This is a genomic window from Brevibacterium sp. (genome assembly GCF_031179145.1).
In the GTDB taxonomy this organism is placed as follows: Bacteria; Actinomycetota; Actinomycetes; order Actinomycetales; family Brevibacteriaceae; genus Brevibacterium.
Map to the genome: position 1 here is coordinate 86,289 of NZ_JAPSIB010000011.1, position 16,104 is coordinate 102,392.

The window sequence follows — 16,104 nt, forward strand, 5'->3', positions numbered from 1 at the left end:
CCACAGTCAATGCGGTGCCGGGGCGATTGCGTCCCTTCGAGCTGAGCCTCAGGCGTTCAGCTCGCCGGGGTCACGGGTCGAGCGTCAGGCGTTCAGCTCGTTCTCGAAGTTGCGGTCATCGTCCGCTGCCTTGACCTTGTCCTCGATCGCCTGGCCGACTTCCTGGTCGATCTTCTTCCAGTACTCGAAGACACGCGACAGGACGGGCTCGGTCACTTCGCCCTTGACGCTGCCGGCGACGGTCTCGATGAGTCCCTGCCGGTCCTCCTCGGAGAACACCTCACGGACCAGGGTGTGCGCCTGACCGAAGTCGTCGTCCTCCTCGTGCAGGGTGTAGGCCGAGCGCACGAGCTCGCCGTCTGCCTCCCAGCCGTTGGCGACCGGCCCCTGGGTGTCCTGGAAGGTACGGCCGAAGGAGTTGGGCGCATACACCGGAGCGTCACCGCTGTGGTGGTACTCCATGAACCCTTCCTTGTCGTAGGAGTTGGTCTTGACGATCGGGGCGTTGACCGGCAGCTGGTTGAAGTTCGTCCCGACCCGGTGGCGCTGGGCGTCCGGGTAGGAGAACGTCCGGGCGAGGAGCATCTTGTCGGGAGACACTCCGATTCCCGGCACCGTGTTCGACGGACTGAATGCAGCCTGCTCGATCTGCGCATAGTGGTTGGACGGGTTCCGGTTGAGGGTGAACCGTCCCACCTTGTGCAGCGGGTAGTCCTTGTGCGACCACACCTTGGTCAGATCGAACGGGTTGAAGCGGTACTTCTTCGCGTCCTCGTAGGGCATGATCTGGACGCTGAAGGTCCACGAGGGGGAATCGCCGCCCTCGATCGACTCGAACAGGTCCCGGCGGTGGATGTCGGCGTCGGAGCCGGCGAGCTTCGCAGCCTCCTCGTTCGACATGCACTCCACGCCCTGGTCACTGTGGAAGTGGTACTGCACCCAGAACCGCTCTCCGGCTCCGTTGACCCACATGTAGGTGTGGGAGGAGTAGCCGTTCATGTGGCGCCAGCTGCGCGGCAGACCACGGGGTCCCATCAGGTACGAGACCTGGTGGGCTGATTCGGGCGAGAGCGTCCAGAAGTCCCACTGCATGTTGTTGCTGCGCAGACCCGAGTCGGGCATGCGCTTCTGCGAGTGGATGAAGTCGGCGAACTTCATCGGATCGCGGACGAAGAAGACGGGGGTGTTGTTGCCCACCATGTCGTAGTTGCCGTCTTCGGTGTAGAACTTCAGAGCGAATCCGCGCACGTCACGCCATGAGTCGGGCGAGCCGAGCTCACCGGCAACGGTGGAGAACCGGGCGAGCATCGGGGTCTTCGTGCCCGGCTGCAGGAACTTCGCGTTCGTGTAGCTCGACACGTCCTCAAGAACCTCGAATTCGCCGAAGGCGCCCGAGCCTTTCGCGTGCGGGCTGCGCTCGGGGACACGTTCCCGGTCGAAGCGCGCGAGCTTCTCGATCAGGGCGACGTCGTGGAGGAGGAGCGGCCCATCGGGACCGACGCTCAGCGAATGCGCGTCCGATTCCCTGGGCGCACCGGTTTCGGTGGTCGACGGCTTCTGCGCGTCGAACCCCTGGTACTGATGATCTTCGTGCTTCGTCATGGTTACTCCTTCAACCAGTCGTGCGGACACAGCGGTCATCCGCTGGCCCTGCCATTGCCGAACGAGGGATCTCCCTCATTCGACGGATGGGGATTGGGGTTTCCAGTAGTTGTTCGGGTGGCTGATTTCGAAGCCACTGTCCAAACTAGCCCTCTCTCGGCCCGGCATCAAGACAGCCTCACCTCACTACCGTTCCGCTGATGCGAAAGCGCATCAGCCCTGGTCAGGCCCGTCTCATTCACTGCCGGCGACAGACCCGGAGCTCGAGCCTGCGGAACCGGATCCTGAGCTGCTGGATCCGGAGCCGCTCACCGAGCCCGATCCACCGCTGCTCGTCGAACCCGATCCGGAGGTGCCGGACGTCGACGATGAACCTGAGGAGCTCGACCCGTCGGTGGTGCCCGTCTGCGAGCCGGAGTCGCTTGTTCCCCCGCTGGTCGAAGTCGAGGAGTCCGCGTCAGTGCTTGCCGCGTCGCTGGTCGTTCCGTCGGAGGTCGTGGTGCCGGTGTCGGTGCCCTGGCTCGTATCCGGCTTCCCGCCGGATGCTCCGGATTCTCCCGCCGAGGCGGAGCTGCTGTCAGTGCCCTCCGGCCCCTGCTGTTCGACGGGGTCCCTGACGACTCGGGACCCGTCCTCGCCCGAGGTCGTTCCCGAGCCACTGGAACCGCCCGAGTCCTGCGAGTCGCTCGGGTCCTCGGCGGTGCTGCCGGTGACCGATCGGGAGATCTGCGAGGTGCCCGGGGAGATGTCGGCGTCGGTGAAGGATTCCGCGGCGACGACGATGCCCAGTCCCACGCCGAACGTCGCGACTCCGATGGCGACCGGGTAGAGCACGCGCTTGCGGCGCAGCTTCTGCAGCCACGTCCGTGGCTCCTGCTCCTCTTCCTCCGCTGTTCCGGTCGCATACGCGGTCCCGTCCGGTGCATCCGCCGCAGCTGTTGCCGCGGTTCCGATCGCATCCGCGGTGGGGTGTCCGACTCCGTCCGCGGGGGCGGAACCGAACGCACTCGCGGCGAGACCAGGGGCCGGCTGTCCGGTTGACCGACCGTCCGCATTCGCTTCCCTGCTGTGCTTTCGGAATGTTGCTCCGCGCATGAGAGAGACGAGCGGCTTGCCATCCGTGATGTTGGCAGGAGCGACCTTGACCGCCGGCGCCAGCTTGCTGCCGACGTCCTTGACCTTCTCCTTGCCCTTGTCGATGCTCTTGCTGTAGATGGTCACCGCCACGGCGGTGATGATGCTGGCGGCGGCAGCGCCCATGACGGTTCCGGCCACGCCCAGCTGACCACCGATGACCGACGAAGTCGCCGCGGCACCGGCTCCGGCGAGGAGCTGTGTGATCGACAGTCCGCCCTCGCCCTTCTTGCTCTTCTTGCCGTCCTCGGCATCCTGGTTGTCGCTGCCGGCGTGCTCCCTGGCGTCGTCGGCGACGTCGACGCGGCCGGCGGGAGTGTCGCCATGGAAGGCGGTGTTGTTGCGAACGGCGGTGTCGTTGCGAACGGCGGTGTGATTGCGAACGGCGGTGTCGTAAGCGTGTGGGTGAACGGCCTGGTTCGCGGATCGAAACCTGTCGGTTCGCGGCGGTTCAGGCGCGGTCCGCGTGGTCGTATAGGCCGCAGCCAGCTCTTCCGTGATCAGCGGCAAAGCCTGTGAGGGCTGAAGTGCACCCTCCACGGAGTCGGCCCCGCGACCCGAGGTTCCCGGTCCGTGACTGCGAACGGTCGCTCCTCCGTCCTGCGCTTTCGTGTCGCCCTCCTCATGATGGTCGGGCACAGCATCGCTCCCTGGCGCAATAGCGTCCCCTGGCGCAGTGCCGGATTCTGTCGGACGCCCGCCTTTGGACGGAAATGACTGAGATGAGATGTCGTGTTTCAAAGCCAAGGTTCCTCCAAAAACTGCTGACTGATCCCAGTATCGTCTGCCCGTTTTCGGGTTGCCTGATGGACCCATCAACAGTCTGTGATTACTCTGACAACGATTGCCGTCGGCACCCTCTCCACCAGGGGAAATGAAGCGAATTGTCACCCTCGACACAACCCGTTCACACGGTACCCACAGTTAGCTTCCGCGGACGTGTGAAGGCCTTCACGCAGGCCCGAACAACCACCGATTCGCTGGCATGTCAGGGTCCGCTCTATCGCCGACTCGCGGGCATCAGTAGGGACCGATCAAACGCCTTCCGGCCGGTCGGCTCAGCGCAGGTAGGCGACCCGCCCGGCGGGAAGGGTCTCCCCCTCGCCGAGGTGGATGAGCCGGAATCGAGGATGCTCGGCCGTCGCCTCCAGGGTCACGGCGAATCGCTCCCACTCATGGAAGCCCTGATCAGGATCCACCACCATCTCCACCGTGGGCCGACCGGAACCGCTGCCATGGTCCTCGGCGACCATGAGGTTGAGGGCGAAGCACGGTACGGGAAGGTCGACCAAGGCCACGTCCTGGTCACCGGTGAAGCGCGCGGGCTCGGTCTGGAGCACTCGCTGCACCTGACCGTCGATCTCCAGGGTCACCTCGGCGCCCACGGGCAGGAAGGTGCGGGCCATTCCCGGAAGGGAGGAGAACGGCCCGGTCCTCTCCAACCGCGCCACGCTCAGGCGCCACGGGCGCCGGCCCGGAGTGATGGTCTCCGACTCAGTCAGTGAGATGAGTTCGGTCGTCTCTCCGGCGCCATTGGCCCAGGGCACAGGAGTGAGGTCGTCGAAGTTTCTGAGGACGCGCATGCCCCGAGTCAGGAACCGGAGTCGACGCACAGGCAGAAAGGATGCCCCGCGGGATCCAGGAACACTCGGAAGCTCGTGCCCGGTTGGAAGTCGGCCTTGCCGGCGCCGAGTTCGACCACTTGAGCTTCGGCTTCATCCAGGTCGTCGACGACGACGTCGATGTGCATCTGCTGCGGGTGGCTCTGACTCGGCCAGCTCGGAGCGTGGTAATCCTCGACCTCCTGGAAGCAGATCGGGGGCCAGGAATCGGACGTGATCTCCACCCAGGTCTCGTCGCCTTCGTCGGCCTTCACTTCCCAGTCGAGCATCTTCGCGTAGAACTGGGCCAGCTCCAGGGCGTTAGGGGCGTCGAGGACGATGATGGGCTGCTTTGCGATAGCCATGTCTGTGAGTCTACGCCGAGGTCATGACGGTTTGAAGAGGCTGACCGGGCGCACTGAGAGCCTAGACTGTCCTCATGAGCTCTTCCGAGGTTGATGTCGTTGTCGTCGGTTCCGGCCCCAATGGCTTGGCCGCCGCTCTCACCATGGCCCGCGCGGGACTGTCAGTGGAGGTGTTCGAAGCCCAGTCGACGATCGGCGGGGGCGCGCGCACCCTGGAACTCGGTCTGGCCCCCGGCATCACTCACGACATCTGCTCGGCGGTCCATCCGCTCGCGATCGCCAGCCCCTTCTTCGTCGACTTCGATCTGCCCGCCCGCGGCCTGAAACTCACAACGCCGGAGATCTCCTACGCCCAGCCCCTCGAAGGACGGCCGGCGGCGCTGGCATTCCACGATCTCGAGGCGACGGTCGACCACCTCGGCGCGGCAGGTCCTGAGTGGCGCCGATTCTTCGGGCCGCTCCTCGACCGCGTCGACGATGCGGTCTGGCTGTCCCTCGGCGACAAACGGTCGCTGCCCGAGACCCTGCGTGACGCCCGGGGCATCGCCAACGTCGTCCAGTTCGGGCTTCGCCTCCTGTCCCAGTCCGGCCCCACCTGGAACATCCCGTTCTCTCACGAGACCAGCCAGGCCCTGTTCACGGGAGTGGCCGCGCACGCGATCGGGAAGCTTCCGAGCATGGGCACCGCCGCGACCGCGACGATGCTCTCGACTCTTGCTCATGCAGCCGGATGGCCCTCCCCTGTCGGTGGTTCGCAGTCGATCATCGATTTCATGGTTGCCGATCTCGAAGCCCACGGCGGCACCGTCACAGCAGACGCGCGCATCGACCGCGTCGAGGACCTGCCCGCTGCCCGCAGCTACCTCCTCGACACCTCGGCGCTGAATGCCGCACAGATCTTCACCGGCCACCTCCCGACCCGCGTCGACAAGGCGCTGCGGTCCTTCCCTCAGGGCAACGCCGCGGCCAAGGTCGACTTCGTCCTCAACGGCCCCGTCCCCTGGTCCGACCCGGACGTCGCGCGTGCCGGGACCATCCATGTCGGTGGCACGCGTGCGCAGATGGCCGCCGCCGAGGCGGACGTCGCCGCCGGCCGGATGCCGCGCCATCCGCTCACGCTCGCCTCCGATCCGACGGTCTTCGACCCGAGTCGTGAGGTGGACGGTCTGCGGCCATTGTGGACGTACTGCCACGTCCCCTTCGACTGCCCGCTCGATCCGACCGAGTACATCACCCGCCAGCTCGAGCGCTTCGCCCCGGGCTTCCGCGACACGATCGTCGCCTCCCATGCGATCCCGGCGTCCGAGATGGCCGCCCACAACCAGAACTACATCGGCGGCGACATCGCCGCCGGAATCGTCTCCTTCTACCGGATGATGGCCCGACCACGCTTGGCCTGGGATGACTACAGCCTCGGCATTCCCGGAGCCTACCTGTGCTCCTCGGCGACGCCGCCGGCCCCGGGTGTGCACGGGATGAACGGCTGGTTCGCCGCCCGCCGTGCACTGAAGAACGAGTTCGGGATCAGCGAGGCGCCGAGTCTGGCGCCTTGATTCGGTTGATGCTGCCGCCCGGGCGATAGATCGTCGGGATCGACTCCACCGTCCGATCTCCCGACTCGCCCTCGATCTCGCGCAGCAGGGCCTCTGCGGCTCTGGCTCCCATCTCCCCGCCGTCAAGGCTGATCGTGTCGACCGCAGGTGAAACGAACTGAGTCCATTCGTCGTCGCTGAACACGAGGATCGACACGTCATCGGGAATCGACCTCTTCCGTTCCCGCAACGCACGATAAAGATGTCTGGCCTGATAGGAATCGGCGGCCACTATCGCCGTCAGGTCCGAATGCTCGTCCAACCATTCGGAGACGAGTGCGAAGGTGTTCCCCGCCGGGTGGGGAATGAGACAGACCTGGCTCTCATCGATGCCGAGCCCCGAATTCTGCAGCTCGTCGACGAAGCCTCTGACCCTGAGCACGGAGGGGCGGTCCGCCCCGACGACGTGCACCGTCGAGCCCGAGCGCTCCAACTGGACGGGTTCTTCACTCTGCACCGAGGCGACGAGCCCGATTCTACGATGTCCCTGTTCCACTGCTCGGGCGGCAGCCTTCCGGCCCGCGCCTTCATTGTCGGAGACCACTCCCGACAGCCCGCTCGGCACTCGGTCGACGCAGACGATCGGCACGGTCTGCTCGGCCTCTGTGAGGTGTTCCGAGTGGGAGACGATCACAGGTGAGACGATCAGCCCTTCGACCCCGTGCGAGAGCAGAGTGGTGATCCCGGTGATCTCGTCGTCGAGCTTATCCGAACTGTTGAGGACGACGACCTGGTATCCGGCAGTCTCGGCAACTCGGCAGATCCCTCCGAGGGCTTCGGAGAAGAGGCCATCGGTGATGTCGGCGCTGACGAAGCCGATGAGGTGGGAGCGACCGTTGCGCATCGCCTTGGCCATCCGGCTCGGTGAGTATCCGAGTTCCTCGGCGGCCTTCATCACGGCATCGCGGACCGGTCCGCTCGAGTATCCGTAATCACCCAGTGCCCTGGCTGCCGTCGCACGTGAGACACCCGCAGCCTGCGCCACATCTTTGATCGTCACGCTTCTGCGCTTCATCTTCGTCTCCGGCCGCCTTTCGATGGTTCATCCGGCCTCTGCCGGTTCGGATCGCCCATCAGCGATCTTCCTGCCTCTGCGCCCACTCACCTGTGGTGTCAGTGTACCGACGGGTCGCGGCATCGGCGGCGGGCCAGCCGTGCAGCACGGCGAATGCGAGCAATGCGTCCTGCAGCCCGTGACCGCCGATGAGCACGGTCCGCAGGCTCCGTTGGCCGCATTCGGGCTCTGTGCTCTCGCAGTCCGGAGGGTCCCCGATGAGGCTGATTCGCGGCCGGTTCCCCTGTCTCTCGCTGTGCCGACCATCACTGCCGGAGCCCGCTTGCGCAATTGGTCCGAACTTCTGCGGATCGGGAACGTCGATGTGGACGCTTGTCGAGGCGGCGATGATCGCCGGATCGATTTCTGTCAAGGTGGGTTCATACGAGTTGAGCGAACCGATGACCACGGCCGGATTCGCCTCTGACAGGGTGGTCCGACTCGAGAGCAGCTGGGCCAAGTCCACCACGGGCTCACTGCTCGACGTCGCACAGGCGATGACATCGGCATCGGCAACCGCCTCGGCGACGGAGTTGGTCATCTGGACTCCCGGCTCAGCGGCACAGGCAGATCGATTGAACGCGTCCACCTGGTCCGCTTTCAGCACGGCACGAGCCAGTCGGGCGACATGTCGGCCCTGCGCCCCGTATCCGATGACTGCGACTTTTCTCCTCCGAGCATCCCCTGCCATGGCATCGTCGACCTCCAGTGCCTTGCGGATGCCCGCGACCAGAGCACCGGCTGTGCGCATGATCGTGATCGCGCGTCCGTCGAGCAGCGCCTGGGGAACTCCGGTGTCGGCGTCGAAGAGCAGGACTGACGCCTGCACGGTGTCCAATCCACGATTCCTATTGTCCGGCACCTGCATTCCGGTCTTCACGCACATGCCGAGTCCTGGGACTAAGCCCATGTGCCCGAACATCAGAGAATCACCGGACATCGCTGAGAACTGTGCGGCCGGAAAAGCCGCTGCACCATGCGAGTCCCCTGAAGCCGGTGCGGCCCTCCCCCACCGGGACATGACGGCGGCGCGGTCGAGGACGTCGACGGTCGCTTCCGGCGATAATGACGTGAAGCACTCGTCGAAACCGATTGTCCTGATCCCCACGTTGGCACGGCTGCCGCTCATCGCACCGCTCACAGCACTCGAGCCAGGAAGGAGGTCGTGCGCGGATGGATGCTCTCTTTGAACACCTCGTTCGGGGTGCCGGACTCGACGATGACGCCGCCGTCCATGAAGACCACTTTGTCCGCCACCTCCTGCGCGAACGTCATCTCATGAGTCACGATGACCATCGTCATCCCGTCGTCCGCCAGCTTGCGCATGACGTCGAGCACTTCTCCGACCAGCTCAGGGTCCAGGGCGGATGTCGGCTCGTCGAAGAGCATCACCTCGGGGCGCATGGCCAGGGCACGGGCGATTGCGACGCGCTGCTGCTGGCCGCCGGAGAGCTGAGCGGGCTTGTGTTCGGCTTTGTCGGTCAGGCCCACGGCTCGCAGCAGTTCGCGTGCCTCTTCGTTGGCCACCGCATCCTTGGTTCCGTTGATCAGGCGCGGAGCCAGAGTGACGTTCTCCAGCACAGTGAGATGGCCGAACAGGTTGAAGCTCTGGAATACCATTCCCATCCGTTCACGCTGCCGGGCAAGGGCTACCGGTTTCATCTCGCGCAGGTCATCACCGAACCAGGAGTATCCCACCGGTTCCCCATCTAGATAGACGTACCCCTCGTCCGGTCGCTCGAGCAGATTGAGGCACCTCAGCAGCGTGCTCTTCCCCGACCCCGAAGGACCGATCACACACTGGACCTCGCCGGCTCTGACTTCGAGGTCGACCCCGCGGAGCACCAGATTGGACCCGAATTGCTTGTGGATGTTGTCGGCTTTGAGCAGCGGCCAGTTCATGACACGACCTTTCGCGGTCCGATGGGGAGGAACTTCAGGCGATCGACGTTGAGCAGCGGCTGGTTGTGGATCTTCCGCTCGACCATCTGCTGAGCCAGGGTGAAGATCGTCGTCAACACCAGGTACCACAGGGTCGCCACCAGCAGGAGCGGAATGGTCTGGTACGTGCGCGAGTAGATCATCTGCGCGCTGTAGAGAAGGTCTGGTGTCGCAAGCACACTGACGAGGGACGTGAATTTGAGCATCGAGATGAGGTCATTGCCGATCGGAGGGATCACGATACGCAGCGCCTGCGGCAGGACGATCTTCATCATCACCTTCGCCGAGGGGATCCCCAACGCCGAAGCGGCCTCCACCTGCCCCTGAGGCACTGCCATGATTCCGGCCCGAATCATTTCGGCCGCGTATGCGCTCTCGGTCAGAGCCAGTCCGAGGATGGCGGCGGAGAACGAGGTCATCAAGGTGTTCATGTCCCAGACTGCCAGGTTGAGCTCCGTGAAGGGGACGCCGAGCTTCACCTGCGGGATCAGTGTCGCGAGGTTGAACCAGAAGATCATCTGCACGAGCGGGGGCACTCCACGGAAGAACCAGATCCAGATCCACGACACCGCAGCGAACAGCGGATTGCGGCTGAGTCTCATGATCGCGAGGATCACACCCAGGGTCAGTCCGATCACCATCGCCAGCACCGTGAGCTGGATGGTCACGCCAAGACCATGGATGATCTCGGGGTCGAAGAGGTAGTCTCCGACGACGTCCCATTTCATGTTCTCGTTGGTGAACAGGAGATTGAGGAAAGCTGCGATGAGGAGGATGACGACGGCGCCGCCGATCCACCAGCTCGGATGTTTGAGATGGTGGACTCGGGTATGAGTGTCCGCGAGCTTCGGGTCAGGGCGGTCGTGCGTGGTTGTGGTCAAAGACATCATTCTCAGCCGTTCGGGTTGTCTTCCGTGATCAGCACAGCTTTCTTGAGGTCGCCCTGCTCACTGGCGCCCCATTCGCGACGGAGTTCGCCGTAGCTTCCGTCATCGATGGCCGACTGCATGGCGTCGCGGAGCACCGGACCGAGCGGGCTGTCCTTGGGAATTCCGACTCCGTTGTAGACGGCGTCGACGATGAAGTCACCCACCACGAGGGAACCCGACTGCTTGGCTGCGTAACCGAGTTTTCCGGAGCCGGCGGCGACGTAGTCGACGCGCCCGGAGGTGACGGCCAACTCGGCCGAGGGCTGGTCCTTGAACTGCTGGACGTCCATCGGTTCGTCGCCGCAGATCTTCTCATTGTTCGTCGTCAGGTAGTCGTATTCCCAGGCACCGGTGAGCACCGCCACCGTCCCTCCGCAGACATCCTCGACTGCGGAGACGGCGTTGTCGGGTTTGCTCTTCGCCCACGCGAATGAGGTTCCCTCCTTCTGCATGGGAACGAAGTCCAAGCTCTTCAGCCGTTCGTCGGTGACGCCGAGGCTGGCGACTGCCATGTCGTAGCGGTTGTTGCCCAACCCGGGAATGATGGAGTCGAAGCCGCTGGCGTTGAGTTCGAACTCGGCGCCCATCTTCTGCGACCAGATCTGCGCGAGCTGCACCGACCAGCCCTTGAATTCGCCCTCTTCGACGTATTCCTCCGGAGCCCAGTCGCTGTAGACGGCAACGTTGACCCCGTCCTTGAACTCTTCGGGCACCTGGCTGGCGACAGCTTCGTCCTTCTCCGCCGTGATCTGGGACCCGGGCTGGGCTTTTTCGCTCTTCCCGGCTTCACTGGCGGCAGACGATCCGCAGGCCGTGAGCAGGCCCAGACTGAGTACGGCAGGGACTGCCAGCATTCGCATTTTCATGACTACTCCTTTGTATTTCGATGAATGGTGCGGTTGATGAGGAATGGTGATGGTGAGGAACTCGAGAAGAGGTCAGCGCGCTGCGCGCGTGAGCTGGACGAGATCGGCGTCGACGTAGAGGCCCAGCGAGCCGATCGTCGTACAGACCTCCCCGGCCCGCCGAGTCGCCGCCTGCAGCATGTCCGGGATCGGGTCCCCTCGGACGATCCCGGCGACGACTCCGGCGATGAAGGCGTCTCCGGCGCCGAGCGTATCGGCCGCGGTGATGTCTTCGGCGTCGACGCTCCAAGTGCCCGCCGAGGTGAAGTGCAGCGCACCGCGGTCGGCGCGGGTCATCGTCACCGTGCGCATGCCGTCAGCGATGAGCTCTTCGGCCTTGGTCGCGATCTCGTTCACGGCGCGTTCGGCAGCCGAGAAGAATCCATGAGCGACGAACGGAGCCAGGGTGCGAAGGTAGTCGTCGTCGAAATGTGAGTCGAAGTCGAACGAGATGGGAGCGATCGCGGCCAACCGCGGTAGGTGATCCTCGAGCACCGATGAGTAGCTCGAGTGGATGAGTTCCGCACCTGCCAGCGCCTCCCATTCCCTCTCGCCGAGGTGAACGACGCTTGCCCCGCGGTCGAAGTCCCCGAAATGGCGTTCGCCGTCGGTATGGTGGATCATCGCATAGCCGGTGACTCCACGCCTCCTGGTGATGTGATCGGTTGCGAAGCCGGCGGTCTCGAGGGCGGAGAGAACCGCTGTGCCGAGGGCGTCGTCGCCCACACTGCCGATGTAACGTGCCGGCACTCCGAATCGGTCGAGGTGGACCGCGACGTTGAGGCAGTTGCCGCCGACGGAGGCCACGCCGGATTCATCGAAGACGTCGACGATGTTGTCACCGACCACCATGACGCTCATCAGTATTCGACTTTCCACATGTACTTGCGGGTGATGAGCGGTTCCTCGGTGATGGCTTCGATCTTGTTGGCCAGGAGGGCGATGACGGAGCTGGCATAGAGGATCGCCGAGATCGTGCCCCGGTGGGCGGGGTTGACACCGGACATGGGCAGCGTGGTGCTGTCGAGCACGTGCGTGTTCCGGCTGAACCGGCGGCCGAAATCGGCAGTTCTCTGTGCGACGGGACGAGTTGAGTCCTCGCCCAGGAACACGATGAGGTTGGTGTCGTCGGTGACCATCTCGTGAGTCCCGTGGAGGAAGTCGTTGGCGCCGGAGGCGACGGCGGTGATGTTCTGCATCTCCATCAGGTAGCAGGCTGCCAGAGTGTCGGCTGCACCCTCGTTCGGTCCCGCGCCGACGATGAACGTCGCCCCCGAGGAGTCGGCTGTGGCATGAGCCGCGCGATCGAGGCGATGAGCCCAGACGTCATTCGTCTCTGGGAAGACCGGGCCACAGGCGGCCAGCACCTCGGGTGACGGAAGGGACTCGGGAACAGCGTCGAACGCCGCGAGCAATTCGTGGGCGATGACAGTGAGCAGGACCTGCTTCGCCTCGACCCCGTTGTGATTGACGGTGGTCTCTGCGGCATCTGCGCACGGGCTTTCATTGTTCTGGCAGACCAGCAGGACCGGGCTGCCGGAGTTCTGCGCGACGTCGATCGCTTCTGCCGTTTCCATGGTCGTACCATGGGTCGACGATGCGATGACGACGACATCGGGGCCGAGACCGTGCGGGAAGCGGGCGACGAACTCGGCCGAGTTCATGTCGATGACCGGAATCGGCGAGGCATCGAGAAGGTACTTCATGACGCCGAACATGTAGTGGGATCCCCCGCACCCGAGCAGGTAGATCGCCTTTGTCGTCGGGGTCACTCCGGCGGCGACGAAGGCACGGACCCTTTCCGCTGCTTCTCCACTGGCGACTTCGACCACATCATTGACGATGGTGTCCTGCATTCCTACGACTCCGCGGCCCTGGACAGTCTTGGTCATCACTTCTCCTTTGAATGTGAGATCGTTCTCAGTTTTATCAAGTCTGAATCGGAGCGAACTGGCTGTCAATAGTTTTGCGAGAAAAACTGAGATCGATCTCATATAAAGTGGAAAAGGCATCCGCGCAGGGACACCCGTTGAATCGCCACTCCTGCGCATTGGCCCTGGTGAACCCGGGCGCCTCGACCCCCTGGCGCCGTGAGCCGGAGGCACCTTGAGCCCCTGGTCTCTTGTGCCCCTCGTGCAGCCGACCGACGCGGCCCCTCGTGCAGCCGAGATTCACATCTCCGTCTGCAGGATCTCCCCAAGCCGGCTCAATGCGTCGACCATCGCCTCGTCCGACTGTCCGGAGTAGCTGAACCGGGCATAGTTGCTCCGCTCCTCGGTGGGGAAGAAGGTTCCACCGGGAACGTAGGCGACCCGAGCCTCGGGCAGGGCGTGCTCGACCATGAACGCCGCCGATTCGAAGCCCTCCGGGAACCTCACCCACGTGAACAGACCACCCTCCGGCCTCGTCACAGCCACCTCGGCGGGGAAGGCATCGTTCATCGTCGTGACCATGAGGTCGCGTTTCTGCCGGTAGACGACGCGAGCGCGGGCGATGTGCTCGTCGATGTCGAAGCCCTCGAGGAACCGGGTCACGGCGGTCATGTTCAGGGTGCTCGACTGGGTGTCGGCGGCGAGCTTGAGGAGGCCGAGCTTCTCGAGGATCGCGGGCTCCGCGCTCACCCATCCCATGCGCACCCCCGGAGCCAGGATCTTCGAGAAGCTGCCGAGGTGGATGACTCGGTCCTCGGTGTCGAGCGAGCGCAGGGTCGGCAGCTGCTCGCCTTCGAAGCGCAGGTCGCGGTACGGGGAGTCCTCGAGCACGAGCACGTCGAATTCGTTGGCGAGCTCGATGATCCGCTGCCGCCGCTCGAGGCTGAGCGTCACGCCGGTGGGGTTCTGGAAATCGGGGATGACATAGATGAACTTGACCCCGCCATTTGAGCGCAGAGTCGCCTCGAGCGCGTCGACGTCCATGCCGTCCTCGTCGATGTCGACGGCCGCGTACTCGGGCTGATAGGGGTTGAAGGCGATGAGGGCCCCGAGGAAGGTCGGGTTCTCCGTGACGATGACGTCGCCGGGATCGATGAGCAGCTTCGCGACCAGGTCCAGGCCCTGCTGGGCACCCTGGAGCACGAGGACATCCTCCGCATCCGTCGGCGTCCCGCCGTTGGCCATCCGCTTGGCGATCTGGGCCCGCAGGCCCGGCAGCCCCGCCGAGGCGGTGTACTGCAGGGCGGTCGCGCTCTCCTTGGCGAAGATGTCGGCGTAGACCTGCTGGAGCTCGGCGGTAGGGAAGAGCGCCGGGTCGGGGTACCCGCCGCCGAACGAAGTGATCGAGGGATCGTCGCCGTATCTGAGCAGATCACGAATGGCGGACGGCTGAACCCGAGCAATGCGATCGGCGAACTTCGACGACATTTCTCCCCCTCGATCGGTGTGCGCCGGCGGCACGTCGAGCGGAATGTGATTCGAGCACTCGTCGCCGGTGATGACGAGCAGAGCCTAACGGGTCGCGGACCGACGCGAGCGATGCGTCCGCGCCGGGCGATGTCGACATGGTGGAAGTGTACTGCGCTTCACGCCGCTGCCGGAGTCTTCCGATACCGCCTGGGCACGAGCTTCTCCAGCGGCAGGAACGCCGCCCAGCAGATCACCGTCGGCAGGAAGTGGATGCCCAGCGCCAGATACGTGAGCAGGTGGAACACGCAGAAGAACGCGACGATGAAGTAGATCCAGCGTCCCTTGGCGAACAGCGCGATCGGCGAGAGCGCCTCGAACGCCAGCGTCGCCCACTGTCCCGCGATGAGCAGGCCCGGCATCTCGAGGAACGGCTTCGACCACTCCGCGCCGCGGCGCATCAGCGCCCAGATGATCACGGCCCCATTGGCCCAGTCAGCGATGTTGCCCGACGCGATCCACTTCATCAGCACCGAATAGAAGTAGGTGAGGACGACGGAGATCTGAATCATCTTGAGCGCCCAGCCCGCCTTCGCCGAGGTGACTCCCCCGTCCCGGAATCGTGCGATTCCGATGGTCGGCAGGACCAGGACGGCGATGACGAGCGCCATGTGATCGTGGGCGACGTAGCCGTAGCCCTGGGTGTAGAACATCCAGGCGCCAAAGGTGATCGCGACGATCCAGCCGCTGAGACGCTGCAGGATCCCGGCCGCGCCGAGGAGGGAGAAGACAATGACCGCGGCGAGCAGGACCTGCGCGCCGAGGACGCTGACCGGAGGAAGATGGAGGACCCGGGCCAGCCACAGCGGCTGGTAGAGATCGGGCGTCCAGCCATGGGCGATGACGTCGTTGGAGATCGTGAGCACGTCGAAGATGACGAAGATGTAGATGATGACCCGCAGCACCGCGACCCGAGCCAGCGGGATCTGCGGCATGAACCAGTCGAGGAATCGGTTGCGCGGCTGCGCAGCGGTGAGCACACCCGTCACTGCACCCTCCAGGTCGCGAGGACCTTCTTCGTCGGTTCGCCGACGCTGATTCCGTTCTTCAGCTGGGTGGTCTCGCGGCAGAGGATCATCGTCTCCGGCTTCGGCTCATCGGGGTGCAGGCGAACATAGGAGTCGGCCAGGGTCTGCAGCAGTTCGGGCTTCGCGATGACGCGGTCGAGCTGCGACTCGACATCACCGCGTTCGATGCCCACCGTCGCAGTGTTGAATCCGAGCTTGCGCGGTTCATCCTCGCTGGGGAACTTCGCTGCGATGCACGTCGAGTTGACCGACCCGTTGAGGTCCTTGGCCGTCGCGTACTGGGTGAGCGAGCCGAGCGGGAAGAAGTCGTTGGTGTTGAGGAACTGACCGGCCGTGAGCACTGCGAAGGCGACGGCCGTGACCGTGATCCGCCAGCAGATCGACCACTTCGACACCGGCGTCCACTCAACCGGGGCAGATGATCCCGAGGACGCCGGCGACTGGGCATCGCGAACGTCCTGCCCGTCCGCCCTCGCCGAGGCGGCATCGGCTTTCGCGGCGCGCGAACGCTTGGTGGTCAGAAGTCGGGTCTGCATGCGATCTGTGGGGGTCATT

At 64.6% G+C, this 16,104-nt stretch carries 15 protein-coding genes; 1 reads left to right on the forward strand and 14 read right to left on the reverse strand.

Features of this window, described 5'->3' with window-relative positions:
* Window positions 1-84 precede the first annotated feature (84 nt).
* From RIT73_RS09870 to RIT73_RS09885, 4 genes are all read right to left on the reverse strand, one after another.
* A complete protein-coding gene (locus RIT73_RS09870; protein WP_309131897.1) occupies window positions 85-1,602 on the reverse strand; it encodes a catalase in 1,518 nt (505 codons plus the stop codon).
* Window positions 1,603-1,836: 234 nt separating this feature from the next.
* On the reverse strand, window positions 1,837-3,375 hold the full coding sequence (locus RIT73_RS09875; protein WP_309131898.1) for a hypothetical protein: 1,539 nt from the start codon (window positions 3,373-3,375) through the stop codon (window positions 1,837-1,839).
* Between the two features lie 419 nt (window positions 3,376-3,794).
* Window positions 3,795-4,319: a HutD family protein gene (locus RIT73_RS09880; RefSeq protein WP_309131899.1), complete on the reverse strand. Its 525-nt coding sequence runs from the start codon at window positions 4,317-4,319 to the stop codon at window positions 3,795-3,797.
* An 8-nt stretch (window positions 4,320-4,327) separates the two neighbouring features.
* A complete protein-coding gene (locus tag RIT73_RS09885) occupies window positions 4,328-4,702 on the reverse strand; it encodes a VOC family protein (RefSeq protein WP_309131900.1) in 375 nt (124 codons plus the stop codon).
* Between the two features lie 74 nt (window positions 4,703-4,776).
* On the opposite strand from RIT73_RS09885, the gene RIT73_RS09890 reads away from it, so the two are divergent.
* Entirely contained in the window at window positions 4,777-6,255 is a 1,479-nt protein-coding gene (locus RIT73_RS09890) for an NAD(P)/FAD-dependent oxidoreductase (RefSeq protein WP_309131901.1), read from the forward strand.
* On the opposite strand, the gene RIT73_RS09895 is transcribed toward RIT73_RS09890, so the two are convergent.
* The 10 genes from RIT73_RS09895 to RIT73_RS09940 all read right to left on the reverse strand — a co-directional run bounded on the left by RIT73_RS09895 (window position 6,227) and on the right by RIT73_RS09940 (window position 16,103).
* Window positions 6,227-7,309, reverse strand: a complete 1,083-nt coding sequence (locus RIT73_RS09895) for a LacI family DNA-binding transcriptional regulator (protein WP_309131902.1) — start codon at window positions 7,307-7,309, stop codon at window positions 6,227-6,229. The genes RIT73_RS09890 and RIT73_RS09895 overlap by 29 nt on opposite strands.
* 58 nt (window positions 7,310-7,367) lie before the next feature.
* On the reverse strand, window positions 7,368-8,477 hold the full coding sequence (locus RIT73_RS09900) for a hypothetical protein (protein ID WP_309131903.1): 1,110 nt from the start codon (window positions 8,475-8,477) through the stop codon (window positions 7,368-7,370).
* A gap of 8 nt (window positions 8,478-8,485) precedes the next feature.
* Window positions 8,486-9,250, reverse strand: a complete 765-nt coding sequence (locus RIT73_RS09905; RefSeq protein ID WP_309131904.1) for an amino acid ABC transporter ATP-binding protein — start codon at window positions 9,248-9,250, stop codon at window positions 8,486-8,488.
* On the reverse strand, window positions 9,247-10,170 hold the full coding sequence (locus RIT73_RS09910) for an amino acid ABC transporter permease (protein ID WP_309131905.1): 924 nt from the start codon (window positions 10,168-10,170) through the stop codon (window positions 9,247-9,249). The genes RIT73_RS09905 and RIT73_RS09910 overlap by 4 nt, the downstream gene beginning before the upstream one ends.
* 11 nt (window positions 10,171-10,181) lie before the next feature.
* Window positions 10,182-11,084, reverse strand: coding sequence for a transporter substrate-binding domain-containing protein (locus RIT73_RS09915; RefSeq protein ID WP_309131906.1), 903 nt, complete (start codon window positions 11,082-11,084; stop codon window positions 10,182-10,184).
* A 72-nt stretch (window positions 11,085-11,156) separates the two neighbouring features.
* On the reverse strand, window positions 11,157-11,984 hold the full coding sequence (locus RIT73_RS09920) for a PfkB family carbohydrate kinase (protein ID WP_309131907.1): 828 nt from the start codon (window positions 11,982-11,984) through the stop codon (window positions 11,157-11,159).
* The gene (locus RIT73_RS09925; protein WP_309131908.1) at window positions 11,984-13,015 is read right to left on the reverse strand and encodes an SIS domain-containing protein; all 1,032 of its coding nucleotides are present in this window, start codon (window positions 13,013-13,015) and stop codon (window positions 11,984-11,986) included. The genes RIT73_RS09920 and RIT73_RS09925 overlap by 1 nt, the downstream gene beginning before the upstream one ends.
* Window positions 13,016-13,294: 279 nt before the next feature.
* A complete protein-coding gene (locus tag RIT73_RS09930) occupies window positions 13,295-14,482 on the reverse strand; it encodes a PLP-dependent aminotransferase family protein (protein ID WP_309131909.1) in 1,188 nt (395 codons plus the stop codon).
* A gap of 158 nt (window positions 14,483-14,640) precedes the next feature.
* A complete protein-coding gene (locus RIT73_RS09935) occupies window positions 14,641-15,510 on the reverse strand; it encodes a hypothetical protein (RefSeq protein ID WP_309131910.1) in 870 nt (289 codons plus the stop codon).
* On the reverse strand, window positions 15,507-16,103 hold the full coding sequence (locus RIT73_RS09940; RefSeq protein WP_309131911.1) for a hypothetical protein: 597 nt from the start codon (window positions 16,101-16,103) through the stop codon (window positions 15,507-15,509). Before RIT73_RS09940 ends, RIT73_RS09935 begins: the two co-directional genes overlap by 4 nt.
* Window position 16,104 lies beyond the last annotated feature (1 nt).

Bases quoted from the DNA above. Each gene is read 5' to 3' on its own strand.
- RIT73_RS09870 (WP_309131897.1), bottom strand. From the start codon at position 1,602: ATGACGAAGCACGAAGATCATCAGTACCAGGGGTTCGACGCGCAGAAG.
- RIT73_RS09880 (WP_309131899.1), bottom strand. From the start codon at position 4,319: ATGCGCGTCCTCAGAAACTTCGACGACCTCACTCCTGTGCCCTGGGCC.
- RIT73_RS09885 (WP_309131900.1), bottom strand. From the start codon at position 4,702: ATGGCTATCGCAAAGCAGCCCATCATCGTCCTCGACGCCCCTAACGCC.
- RIT73_RS09890 (WP_309131901.1), top strand. From the start codon at position 4,777: ATGAGCTCTTCCGAGGTTGATGTCGTTGTCGTCGGTTCCGGCCCCAAT.
- RIT73_RS09895 (WP_309131902.1), bottom strand. From the start codon at position 7,309: ATGAAGCGCAGAAGCGTGACGATCAAAGATGTGGCGCAGGCTGCGGGT.
- RIT73_RS09900 (WP_309131903.1), bottom strand. From the start codon at position 8,477: ATGAGCGGCAGCCGTGCCAACGTGGGGATCAGGACAATCGGTTTCGAC.
- RIT73_RS09905 (WP_309131904.1), bottom strand. From the start codon at position 9,250: ATGAACTGGCCGCTGCTCAAAGCCGACAACATCCACAAGCAATTCGGG.
- RIT73_RS09915 (WP_309131906.1), bottom strand. From the start codon at position 11,084: ATGAAAATGCGAATGCTGGCAGTCCCTGCCGTACTCAGTCTGGGCCTG.
- RIT73_RS09920 (WP_309131907.1), bottom strand. From the start codon at position 11,984: ATGAGCGTCATGGTGGTCGGTGACAACATCGTCGACGTCTTCGATGAA.
- RIT73_RS09925 (WP_309131908.1), bottom strand. From the start codon at position 13,015: ATGACCAAGACTGTCCAGGGCCGCGGAGTCGTAGGAATGCAGGACACC.
- RIT73_RS09930 (WP_309131909.1), bottom strand. From the start codon at position 14,482: ATGTCGTCGAAGTTCGCCGATCGCATTGCTCGGGTTCAGCCGTCCGCC.
- RIT73_RS09940 (WP_309131911.1), bottom strand. From the start codon at position 16,103: ATGACCCCCACAGATCGCATGCAGACCCGACTTCTGACCACCAAGCGT.